Source organism: uncultured Pseudomonas sp. (assembly GCF_913774235.1).
Classification (GTDB): Bacteria; Pseudomonadota; Gammaproteobacteria; order Pseudomonadales; family Pseudomonadaceae; genus Chryseomonas.
Map to the genome: position 1 here is coordinate 157326 of NZ_CAJYDW010000013.1, position 11041 is coordinate 168366.

The window sequence follows — 11041 nt, forward strand, 5'->3', positions numbered from 1 at the left end:
ACAAGGAATCCCCGTGAGCGAAACTCAAGCCCCCCGCGCCGACGACGTCTCCCCCGATCCTGTCGTGACCCCCACCTCGCCTCCGCCCGCGCCGCCCCCGGTGAACGCGCGTCGCAAGGGTTCGGGCTCGGGCAAGGGCTCGGGCCTGGCGGTGCTGGCGCTGCTGGTGGCCGTCGGCGGCCTGGGTGTGGGCGGTTGGAGCCTTTGGCAGTTGCAGCAGGTACGTCAGGCCGAGCAGGCCGGTGCCGCCCAGGCCGAGGATCTGCGCAGTCAACTGCGCCAGCTGGAAACCCGCAACCAGGCGCTGAGCGCCGATCTCGGTCGATTGCCTTCGGCCAACGAACTGGAAGAACGCCGTCGCCAGCTGGTCGCCCTGCAAGGCGATCAGCAGCACCTGGCCGAACAGTTCAAGGAAGTGGTCGGCCAGAGCCGCCAGGCCTGGCGCCTGACCGAGGCCGAGCACCTGCTGCGTATGGCGACCCTGCGCATGACCGCGCTGCAGGACGTCCCCAGCGCCCAGAATCTGCTGCAGGGCGTCGACGACATCCTCAAGGCGCAGAACGATCCGGCCGCCTTCGCCGCGCGCCAGCAGTTGGCCAATGCCCAGCAGACCTTGCGGCAACTGCCCGATCTGGATCGCACCGGCCAGTTCGTCCAGCTGGCCTCCCTGCGCAACCAGGTGCAGAGCCTGGAACCCCTGCCGCCGCGCTTCTCTACCACGGTGGCCGACCAGCCAGGGGTGGAGAAAGCCGCGGTGCCGCCCAGCAACGCGCTGCAGCAATGGTGGCAGGATTTCCGCCAGCGCATCTCCAGCTATTTCCGCATCGACTTCTCCGCCGACCAGCCGATTCGGCCGCTGCTGGCCGAGGAATCCCTGGCCCAGGTGCGCCTGGCCATGAGCCTGGCGCTGGAGCAGGCGCAGTGGGCCGTGCTGAACGGCAACCAGGAGGTCTATCGCCTCTCCATCGAGCAGGCCGAAGACGTCCTCGCCGCCCACTTCAACAACCAGAACCCCGACAGCCGCGCCGTCAGGCTGCGCCTGCAGGAGCTGGCCGAGCGTCCGGTGACCTTCGAGGCGCCTGACCTGACGCCGGCCCTCACCGCGCTGCAGGCCTACATCGCGCAACGCCAGCAAATCCAGCCGAACAATGCCGCCGCCGGCGCGGCTCAGGAGAATCGCCCATGAAGCGCCTGTACCTGCTGTTCCTGTTCGCCCTGCTCGTCGGCCTGGGCGTCGCCGTGGTGCTGGCCAAGGAGCCGGGCTACGTGTTGCTGTCCTACAGCAACTTCCGCTATGAATCGAGCCTCTGGGCCTTCCTGGCGCTGCTGGTGGCTGCCTGGCTCGCGCTGTACATCCTCAAGCTGGTGCTGGGCGCCCTGGGGCTGACCGGCAAGGTGCTCAATCCCTGGTCGCGCCACAATCGCCAGCGGCGCCTGGATCAGGCCCGCCACAAGGGCCAGCTGGAGTTGGCCGAAGGCAACTGGAGCAGCGCCCTCAAGCACCTGAAGAGCGCGGCCGAACATGCCGACCAGCCGCTGTTCGTCCTGCTGGGCGCCGCTCGCGCTGCCAACGAGCTGGGCGACCTGGAAGAGCGCGATCGCCTGCTGCGCCAGGCCCGCGAGCGCGAGCCCCAGGCCGATCTCGCCATCGGCCTGCAACAGGCCCGGCTGCAGATCGACCGCGGCCAGTACCTGGAGGCGCGCGACAGCCTGGCACCGCTGCAGGCCAAGTATCCGAAGAACGGCGAGGTGCTGCTGCAGCTGCAGCGCCTGCAGGTGACCCTGCGTGACTGGCCGGCGCTGATCGCCCTGCTGCCGCAACTGCGCAAGCAGCAGGTGCTGCGTCCGCAGGAGCAGGACGACCTGGAACGCAAGGTCTGGATCGCCACCCTGGACGAGGTGCCACCCCAGGGTGCGGAATCCGCGCTGGATGCCCAGTGGCAGCAGGTGCCCACGGCGCTCAAGGGCGATCCGGCGGTGGTGCTGGCCTATGCTCGCCAGCTGCGTGCCATCGGCCGCGACGATCTCGCCGAAGAGGTGCTGCACATCACCCTCAATCGCCAGTGGGACGAGCGACTGGTCGAACTCTATGGTCAGCTGCGGCCGCGTGACGCCAGTCGCCCGCTGCAACACGCCGAGGGCTGGCTCAAGGATCGTCCCCAGGACCCGGTGCTGCTGCTGGCGCTGGGCCGCCTGTGTATGAGCAACCAGCTCTGGGGCAAGGCGCGCGAGTACCTGGAGACCAGCCTGGCCCAGCGTCCTTCCGCCATCACCGCTGGCGAGCTGGCCCGGGTCGCCATCCAGTTGGGCGACGTGAGTCGCAGCCAGCAGCTCCTGCAGAGCCAGTGGCGTGACCCAGCATCCGCTTCGCTGCCGGCTACGCGCAACTGATTCGGCTGATGAGTCTCGTGCGCGGCCAACCGATGGGCGCGCACGAGAGCCGGTTAGCCTGCCGTACCATCCCGGGAGCCGGTTTTGAACCCCTTATGCCCTCTCGTGTGGGCCACTTCGCAGGCCGCCAGGCCAGCGTCCGGCGATAGAGGTGTCACCCCGGTCCTTGAAAGGTGCCCGGGCTTTCTCTACCGTAACGCCCCAATTCCCTGTTGGAGACGGCGCGTCCGTGACTAGTCCCCGCTTCATCTTCCTGTTCATGGCTGCCACCTGCGCGGTGCTCATGGGCGTCGGTCTCTATCTCGAACACGTGGTCGGCCTCGAGCCCTGCCCCCTCTGCGTCGTGCAGCGGATCTTCTTCATCCTGGTCGGCGTGGTCGCCCTCATTGCCGGCATCCAGGCGCCCGGCAAGCGCGGTGCGCGTATCTACGGCGTGATCCTGCTGCTGCTGGCCTTGGGCGGTGCCGCTACCGCCGGCCGCCAGGTCTATCTGCAGACGGTGCCGGCAGAGGAACTGGCGGCTTGCCTGCCGAGCCTGGACTACATGATGCAGGCGCTGCCCTTCCAGGAAATCATCCGCCTGGTCCTGCATGGCACCGCCGATTGCGCCGAGGTCAACTGGACCCTGTTCGGCATGAGCATCCCGGAATGGAGCCTGCTGGCCTTCGTGCTGCTCATGGCCTTGAGTCTGGTCAAGATCTTCCGCCGTCGCTGAGGTTCTCCGAGCAACGGCACTCGCCTGGCGAGGTGATGTCGGTATAGTTCCTGATAACCCCCGGGCGCGCGCGTCCGGATCGACTCGCCCGTATAGAGAGCTGCCGTCATGCTAGAAACCTGCCGCAATGCCCAGGAACGCTGGGGTGGGGTCCACCAGCTGATCGACCGCTGGCTAATCGCCCGCCGCGAGCTGGTGACCGCTTACGAAACCCTGGACCTGGAGCCGCTACTGGCACCGGTACGCGAGGTGAGCGAGCTGGAGCGCCTCTGCGACCTGCTGGTCGACTACATGTCCACCGCGCATTTCGAGATCTACGAGCAACTGGTGGCCGAAGCCCGGGAATTCCAGGACGAGCGCGCCATCGAGTTCGCCGACAGCGTCTATCCGCGCCTGCAGGCCCTGACCGACGCCGCCCTGAACTTCAACGACAGATTCGAGCGCGGGGCCTACCGGGACCCGGGTCTGCTGACCATCGAACTCAAGCTGCTGGGCGAGACCCTGCGCGAGCGCTTCGAACTCGAAGACTGCCTGATCGAGGTGCTGCACACCTCGCACCAGCAACCGCGGCTGGCGTCGGTCTAGTCCCGGTTCACCCGCGCTGCCTCGGCCAGCAGGTCGAGGTCCGTTGCGGCTGCCTCGCGCGGTGCCAGCGCGTGCAGCCAGTCTCCCGGGCCCTGTGCCCCGCGACACGGCCAATGGCCCGCGAGTCGCGCCAGACGCGCGAGCTGTTCACGTTCCGCAGCCAATTCCAGACCCTTGAGCTGTTCCCGCAGGGCCGCCAGGCTCTCGTCCGCGCTGGACGCGGCCTTCCAGGCCTGGCGCAACTGGCGCAGGGGGCGCACCACCGTGTCCTGCCAGTGCTGCGAGGCGCGCTGCAGTCGGGTCAGGCCCTCGGCATCCAGGGCGCAGTTGCGGCGATCCAGCCAGAGCGCCGTCAGCACTAGACAGACGTCGGCGCCGGCTTCCTGCAGACGCAAACAGGCGCCTTCCACGCCGGGCCGGGCGTATACTGCCAACGCGAATTCCCACAGGTCCTCTTGCATGTCCGCCTCCCCGTTCGTGGGTGGTGGAGCTGCTACACTCCGCCGCCATGATCCGACTACAGAACCTTACTCTACAGCGCGGTCCCCAGCGTCTGCTCGAAAACGCTGACCTGACCCTGCATCCCGGCCAGAAGGCCGGGCTGATCGGTGCCAATGGCGCCGGCAAATCCAGCCTCTTCGCCCTGTTGCGCGGGCAGCTCGGCGCCGACGCCGGCGACTGCCACATCCCGGCGGCCTGGCGCATCGCCCACATGCGCCAGGAGGTGGATACCCTGGAGCGGCAGGCGGTGGACTATGTGCTGGACGGCGACGTCGATTTGCGCCGCATCCAGCGTGAGCTGGCAGCCGCCGAAGCGGCCCAGGACGGCAACGCCCTCGGCCGACTGCACGCCGACTTCGAAGCCGCCGACGGCTATACCGCCGATGCCCGGGCCCGCAAGTTGCTCGCCGGCTTGGGCTTCACCGCTGCGCAGATGGAGCGCCAGGTCGGCGACTTCTCCGGTGGCTGGCGGATGCGCCTGAACCTGGCCCAGGCGCTGATGTGTCCCTCGGACCTGCTGCTGCTGGACGAACCCACCAACCACCTGGACCTGGACGCCATCCTCTGGCTGGAAGATTGGCTCAAGGGCTATCCCGGCACCCTGATCCTCATCTCCCACGACCGCGACTTCCTGGATGCGGTGGTCGATCACGTGGTGCACCTGGACCAGCAGACGCTCACCCTCTATCGCGGCGGCTATTCCAGCTTCGAGCGGACCCGCGCCGAGCGGCTGGCGCAGCAGCAACAGGCCTATGACAAGCAGCAGGCCCAGCGCGCCCACATGGAGAAGTACATCGCTCGCTTCAAGGCCCAGGCCACCAAGGCGCGCCAGGCGCAGAGCCGGATCAAGGCCCTGGAACGCCTGGAAGAACTGGCGCCAGCCCATGTCGACTCGCCCTTCGAATTCGTCTTCCGCGAGGCGGACAAGCTGTCCAGCCCGCTGCTCGACCTGGCCGAAGGCCGGCTCGGCTACGGCGAGACCACCATCCTGCATCCGGTGAAGCTGCAATTGACGCCCGGCGCACGCATCGGCCTGCTCGGCCCCAACGGCGCCGGCAAGTCGACCCTGATCAAGACCCTGGCGGCGGAGCTCGAACCCCTCGGCGGCCGACTGCAGCGCGGCGAGAACCTGGCCATCGGTTATTTCGCCCAGCACCAGCTCGATTCGCTGGACGCCAAGGCCAGTCCCTTGCTGCACCTGCAACGCATCGCCCCCGGCGAGCGCGAGCAGAGCCTGCGCGATTTCCTCGGCGGCTTCGATTTCCGCGGTCCGCGCTGCGACGAGGTGGTGCTGAATTTCTCCGGTGGTGAGAAGGCCCGCCTGGCCCTGGCGCTGATCGCCTGGCAGAAGCCCAACCTGCTGCTGCTGGACGAACCCACCAACCACCTGGACCTGGACATGCGCCTGGCGCTGACCCTGGCGCTGCAGGAGTTCGCCGGGGCGGTGCTGGTCGTCTCCCACGATAGACACCTGCTCAAGAGCACCACCGACGAATTCCTGCTGGTGGCCGACGGCAAGGTGCAGGCCTTCGACGGCGACCTGGACGACTACAGCCGCTGGCTGGTGGACTTCCGCGCCCGCCAGGAGCCGACCCTTGCCGGTGACGGCGCGGCGGTCGACAAGACCGACCGCAAGGCCCAGCGCCAGGCCGCTGCCGCCCTGCGCCAGCAGCTGGCGCCCCTCAAGAAGGCTGCCGACAAGCTGGAAGCGGAGCTGGGCAAGGTGCAGGAAAAGCTCGCCGCTCTGGAAGCGCGGTTGGGCGACAGCGGTCTCTACGACGCCGCGCGCAAGGAGGAGCTGCGCCAGGCGCTGGCCGACCAGGCCGCCGCCAAGGCCCGTGAGGCCGAGTTGGAAGAGCAGTGGCTGGAGGCCCTGGAGCGACTGGAAGGCCTGCAAGCCGAACTCGAGGGGGCCTGATGAAGGAATGGCTGCAGACCTGGCTGCCGGGGTGGGGCGACTACCTGCTGGTGGCTGGCCAGGTCGCCCTGGTGCTGCTCATCGGCTACGTGTTGCAACGCATCGTGGCGCGGGCCGTCACCGGGCTGGGCGAACGCTATCCGCTGCCGCCGCAGATCGTCCTTGGGCTGCGCGGCACCCTGCGTTGGCTGATCATGGGCAGTGCCATCCTCATGGCCCTGGAGCGCTTCGGGGTGTCCGCGGCGGTGCTCTGGACGGCCATTTCCGGTTTCGTCGCCGTGGCCGCGGTAGCCTTCTTCGCCATCTGGAGCGTGCTCTCCAACCTGTTCTGCGCGGTGCTGATCTTCACCGTCGGCCCCTTCCGCCTGGGCGATCGCATCGAGGTGCTGGACGCCTCGGACAAACCGGGCATCAAGGGCCGGGTGGTGGCGATCAATATGCTCTTCGTGACCCTGCAGGAGCTGGACGAGCAGCAGGAAGGCGCCCTGGTGCAGATCCCCAATACCCAGTTCTTCCAGAAGTCGGTCCGTCGCTGGCGCGATGCCGACGGGTCCTTCGATTTCCATCTCGACAGGTGAATCCATGAGTCTGCAGGTCTGGACCGGTTTCTTCATTGCCTGCTGGCTGATCAGCCTCTCGCCGGGGGCAGGGGCCATCGCCTCCATGAGCGCCGGCGTCAATCACGGCTTTCGCCGCGGCTATTGGACGGCGCTCGGCCTGCAACTGGGGCTGGCGTTGCAGATCGCCGTGGTCGCCGTGGGTGTCGGGGCGCTGCTCGCCACCTCCCAGCTGGCCTTCACGCTCATCAAGTGGTTCGGCGTGGCCTATCTCGCCTACCTGGCCATCCGCCAATGGCGCGCGGCGCCGCTGGACCTGGGTGAGCAGGTGGTGGGTGAGCGCCTGCCACCACGCATCGCTGCGCTGGTGTTGCGCGGCTTCCTGGTCAACGTGAGCAACCCCAAGGCGCTGATCTTCCTGCTCGCGGTGCTGCCACAATTCGTCGATCCCCACGCCCCCCTGACTGCGCAGTACCTGATCATCGGCCTGACCATGATCAGCGTCGACCTGATCGTGATGGCCGGCTACACCGGGCTGGCTGCCCGGGTGCTGACCCTGCTGCGCACCCCACGACAGCAGCGCATCACCAACCGCGTCTTCGCCAGCCTCTTTCTCGCCGCCGCAGCGCTGCTGTCCACGGTGCGCCGCGCCGCAATCTGAATCCGGGCGCTACCAGACCACCGACTGCCCCTGCCAATCCCAGAAACTGCCGGTCTCGGCCGGCGTACGGGCGGCCAGCACCTCCAGCAAGCGCTCTGCCGCATAGGCGGGCGTGAACAGCTTGTCCGCCGGTACCCGCGCCTGGAAGGGCCGGGACAACGCCGTGTCCGTGGTGCCGGGATGCAGAGCCAGCACGCAACTCTGGGGATTGAGCCGGGTGAGCTCGATGCTGGCGCAGCGCAGTCCCTGATTCAGCGCGGCCTTGGCCATCCGATAGCCATACCAGCCACCTAGCTGGTTGTCGCCGATGGAGCCGACCCGCGCCGACAGTGCCGCGATCTGACAGGGGTGCTGGCCCTTGAGCAGCGGCGTCAGCTGGCGGATCAGCAGCAGCGGTAGCACGGCATTGGCCAGATAGCTTTCCAGCAGCCCGGCCCGATCCACCTGCGCCAGGCTCTTCTCGGCACGCGCCCGCTCGCCCTGCAGCAGCCCCGAGGTGCACAGCAGCAGATCCAGGCGCGGCACCTCGTCCGCCAGCCGGGCTGCCAGATCGGTTGTGGTGAGCAGATCGACGTCGAGGCGGCGCAGGCGCGGGCCATGCTGCCGCTCCAGCGCTGCCAGGGCCTCATGCGTCTCGGCGTGGCGCGCGCAGGCCCAGACCCGCGCAACGTCGTCGCGCGCCAGCAGCTGTTCGCACAGGGCCAAGCCGAGACCGCCGGTGGCCCCGTACACCAGGGCCTGGGCCGGCTGCGCCAGGCGTTGCCAGAAGCTCATGGGCGAACTCCAAGGGGACAGGTATTCCTTCCGACCGCGCCGCTGCGCTGGGGTGCGCCGGCGCGGCGCGGTATCCTGGGCTTTTACCGGAGATTTCCCCGTGATCCTGTGGATCGATGCCGATGCCTGTCCGCGCGCCGCCAAGGAGCTGGTCTGCAAGTTCGCCTTGAAGCGCAAGCTGGAGGTGGTGCTGGTGGCCGGCCAGCCGCAGATCAAGCCACCCTTCGCCCGTGTACGCCTGGTGGTGGTACCCAGCGGCCCGGATGCCGCCGACGACCATCTGGTCGAACAGGCGCAGCCGGGCGACCTGGTGATCTGCAGCGACATTCCCTTGGCCGATCGACTGGTGAAGAAGGGGGTGGCCGCCCTGGACCCTCGAGGCCAGGAGTTCGACGAGCGCAACATGGGCCAGCGCCTGGCCATGCGCAACCTGATGAGCGATCTGCGCGACCAGGGCCAGATGGGCGGCGGCCAGGCGGGTTATGGCGACCGTGACCGCCAGGCCTTCGCCAATGCGCTGGATCGCCTGATCACCCGCTTGCAGCGCGAAGCGGTCGGCTAGACGGTCAGGCCGGCAGCGCGGTGACGCTGGCCTGCTGCTGCAGCCAGGCTCTGAGTTGCGGTAGCGGGACCGGGCGGCTGAACAGGTAACCCTGCATGAAATCGCAGTCGTTGGCGTGCAGGAAGTCACGCTGCTCGACGGTCTCCACCCCTTCGGCCACCACCTTGAGCCCCAGCTTGTGCGCCATGGCGATGATCGCTGCGGCGATGGCCATGTCGTTGTCCTGATGGGGAATGGTGCGCACGAAGGCGCGATCCACCTTGAGCGAATCCACCGGCAGGCGGCTGAGATAGGCCAGCGATGAGTAGCCACTGCCGAAGTCGTCGATGGAGACGCGCACACCCAGCTTACGGATCTCGCCGATCACCTCGATGGCCACGTTGAGGCTGTGCATGAGTGCGTTTTCGGTGACCTCAAGGATCAGAGCCGAAGCGGGCAGGTCTTCGGCCTGCAGGGCCCTGGCGATGGCCTGGGGCAGCAGGCGGTCGCCGAGATTCAGCGCCGAGCAGTTCACCGAGACCCGCAGGTCGCGATAGCCCTCGCGATACAGCTGAGCGATATCCGCGCAGGCCTGGCGCATGACCCAGCCATCCAGCTCGCCGATCAGGCCAGTCTCTTCGGCGACGCGGACGAAGCGCTCCGGGCTCAGGGCGCCCAGGGTCGGATGCTGCCAGCGCACCAGGGCTTCCATGGCCACCGGTCGGCCGTCGGGGACGACGATGGGCTGGTAGGCCAGGTGCAGCCCGCCCTGGGTCAGGGCATGGCGCAGATCCATCTCCAGGCTGAGCAGGTCGTCGGCCTCACGCTGGAGTTCGTTGGCGAATCTCAGGCTACGATTGCGTCCGCTGCGCTTGCAGTGGCCGACCGCCAGGCCCGCGCTGCGCAACAACTGGCCGGCATCGGTGCCGTCCAGGGGGTAGTGGGCGACACCCAGACTGAAGGTCATGGCGATACGTTGCCCGGCGAGCTCGAAGGGCGGACGCAGCTGTTCCAGCAGGCGTAGGGCCAGCGGCTGGCTGTCGCCTCGGGTACCGAGTGGCAGCAGCAGACTGAATTCATCGCCGGCATAGCGCGCCAGGGGCAGATCGTTGTCCAGCACCGCACGAATCCGCTGCGCCACCTGCACCAGCAATTCATCGCCCAAGGCATGGCCGAGGCTATCGTTGATACGCTTGAAGTGATCGACGTCCAGCATCAGCAGGGCGAATTGTTCATCCTTGCGAGCCTGGCTCACCGCGCGGTCGACGGTCTGGATGAAGCTCGAGCCGTTGAGCAGATGGGTGAGGGGGTCGTGCAGGCTGATCTGGTCGAGGGTGGTGGAGACGCGCTCCAGGCGCAGGCGCTGGGCGTGGAAGCGCTCGCCGGCCCAGGCGGCGAGCAGGCCAGCCATGATGATGAAGAGGGTGCCGATGGCGATGCCGGTGCCCAGCTCCAGGTGCTGGATCATGCCTGGCGAGTCTTCCGACACGAAGCCGACGGGGACGGCCAGGGTCAGGGCGGCCATGCCGGTGAAGTGCATCGAGACGATGGCGAACCCCAGGCCCAGGCTACCCAGCAGGCGCAGCCAGATGGTCCGCAGGCCGGTCCGACCGCGCAGCCGGAAGGCCAGCAGCAGAGCCGCCAGCGAGGCCAGGCTGGCGATCACCACGGAGACCGCGACCAGCAGCGGATCGTAGAGCTGCTGGGCCACCGAATGCATGGCCAGCATCCCGGTGTAGTGCATGGCGGCGATGCCCAGGCCGGCGGCGAGGGAGGCGAGCAGGTACTGGGTCGCGCTGAGGGACTCGCGCCCGATCAGGTGCATCACCGTGTAGGACACCGCGATGGCGATCAGCAGCGAAGTCAGGGTCTGCAGCGGGTCGTAATGCACATGGATGCTGATCTTGAACGACAGCATGGCAAGGAAGTGCATGGACCAGATGCCACCGCCCAGGGCGATGGCGCCGATCAGCTTGGCCAGCTCGCTGCCACGGCGCGAACGGCTGGTGGTCACCCAGTCGGCCATGGCCAGGGCGGTGTAGCCGGCAGCACTGGCGATGAGGTACGACAAGACGACCAGCAACCCCTCGTAGTCGTAGGCTCCAAGGACCTGGTAACCAGGGGGAAGCAAGGTGGAGAAATTCAGCATGCTCAATCGCCAGCTTGCCGCAGAAGGCACGAAAGGAGGGGACGATGCTCAGGACATCGGCAGGAACGACCACGTCTTTAATTGTACCGACGGGCGTAGGGGAACGGGAGATGGCCGACGCCAGTGTGGTGTTTCAGAAGTTCGCGCAAGAATTGGCGAGTGATTTTTGTTCGTGGGCTAGGCGCCGCGACGAGTCATAGCAGGGCTATGGCGAGGAGTGGCAACGACGTCCATGGCGGTCCGCCGCTG

Annotated in this window: 11 protein-coding genes; 8 read left to right on the plus strand and 3 right to left on the minus strand. The window is 67.6% G+C overall.

All coding sequences use genetic code 11. The features are described from left to right. Nucleotides 1-13: 13 nt before the first annotated feature. From QZ471_RS14640 to rsd, 4 genes are all read left to right on the plus strand, one after another. A complete protein-coding gene (locus QZ471_RS14640; protein ID WP_295464981.1) occupies nt 14-1186 on the plus strand; it encodes a uroporphyrinogen-III C-methyltransferase in 1173 nt (390 codons plus the stop codon). Further along, on the plus strand, nt 1183-2391 hold the full coding sequence (locus tag QZ471_RS14645; protein WP_295464983.1) for a heme biosynthesis HemY N-terminal domain-containing protein: 1209 nt from the start codon (nt 1183-1185) through the stop codon (nt 2389-2391). The genes QZ471_RS14640 and QZ471_RS14645 overlap by 4 nt, the downstream gene beginning before the upstream one ends. A 229-nt stretch (nt 2392-2620) precedes the next feature. Next, nucleotides 2621-3106 carry a disulfide bond formation protein B gene (locus QZ471_RS14650; RefSeq protein WP_295464985.1) on the plus strand — a complete coding sequence of 162 codons (486 nt, stop codon included), beginning with the start codon at nt 2621-2623 and terminating at the stop codon, nt 3104-3106. Nucleotides 3107-3214: 108 nt separating this feature from the next. Continuing rightward, nucleotides 3215-3691, plus strand: coding sequence for a sigma D regulator (gene rsd, locus QZ471_RS14655; protein WP_295464986.1), 477 nt, complete (start codon nt 3215-3217; stop codon nt 3689-3691). Here rsd and QZ471_RS14660 read toward each other — a convergent pair. Beyond that, a complete protein-coding gene (locus QZ471_RS14660; RefSeq protein WP_295464988.1) occupies nt 3688-4152 on the minus strand; it encodes a TIGR02444 family protein in 465 nt (154 codons plus the stop codon). The genes rsd and QZ471_RS14660 overlap by 4 nt on opposite strands. Nucleotides 4153-4199: 47 nt before the next feature. Between QZ471_RS14660 and QZ471_RS14665 the strand changes: the two genes are divergently transcribed. Genes QZ471_RS14665 through QZ471_RS14675 form a run of 3 tightly spaced genes read left to right on the plus strand, consistent with a single transcriptional unit; the run spans nt 4200 to nt 7328 of the window. Then, on the plus strand, nt 4200-6110 hold the full coding sequence (locus QZ471_RS14665) for an ATP-binding cassette domain-containing protein (RefSeq protein WP_295464990.1): 1911 nt from the start codon (nt 4200-4202) through the stop codon (nt 6108-6110). After that, the gene (locus QZ471_RS14670) at nt 6110-6688 is read left to right on the plus strand and encodes a mechanosensitive ion channel family protein (RefSeq protein WP_295464992.1); all 579 of its coding nucleotides are present in this window, start codon (nt 6110-6112) and stop codon (nt 6686-6688) included. Before QZ471_RS14665 ends, QZ471_RS14670 begins: the two co-directional genes overlap by 1 nt. A gap of 4 nt (nt 6689-6692) precedes the next feature. Next, on the plus strand, nt 6693-7328 hold the full coding sequence (locus QZ471_RS14675) for a LysE family transporter (RefSeq protein WP_295464994.1): 636 nt from the start codon (nt 6693-6695) through the stop codon (nt 7326-7328). Between the two features lie 9 nt (nt 7329-7337). Here QZ471_RS14675 and QZ471_RS14680 read toward each other — a convergent pair whose 3' ends face one another. Beyond that, nucleotides 7338-8102 carry an SDR family NAD(P)-dependent oxidoreductase gene (locus QZ471_RS14680; RefSeq protein WP_295464996.1) on the minus strand — a complete coding sequence of 255 codons (765 nt, stop codon included), beginning with the start codon at nt 8100-8102 and terminating at the stop codon, nt 7338-7340. 100 nt (nt 8103-8202) lie between these two features. Between QZ471_RS14680 and QZ471_RS14685 the strand changes: the two genes are divergently transcribed. Further along, entirely contained in the window at nt 8203-8664 is a 462-nt protein-coding gene (locus QZ471_RS14685; RefSeq protein ID WP_295464998.1) for a YaiI/YqxD family protein, read from the plus strand. Nucleotides 8665-8668: 4 nt separating this feature from the next. Here QZ471_RS14685 and QZ471_RS14690 read toward each other — a convergent pair whose 3' ends face one another. Next, nucleotides 8669-10792 carry an EAL domain-containing protein gene (locus QZ471_RS14690; RefSeq protein ID WP_295465000.1) on the minus strand — a complete coding sequence of 708 codons (2124 nt, stop codon included), beginning with the start codon at nt 10790-10792 and terminating at the stop codon, nt 8669-8671. Nucleotides 10793-11041 lie beyond the last annotated feature (249 nt).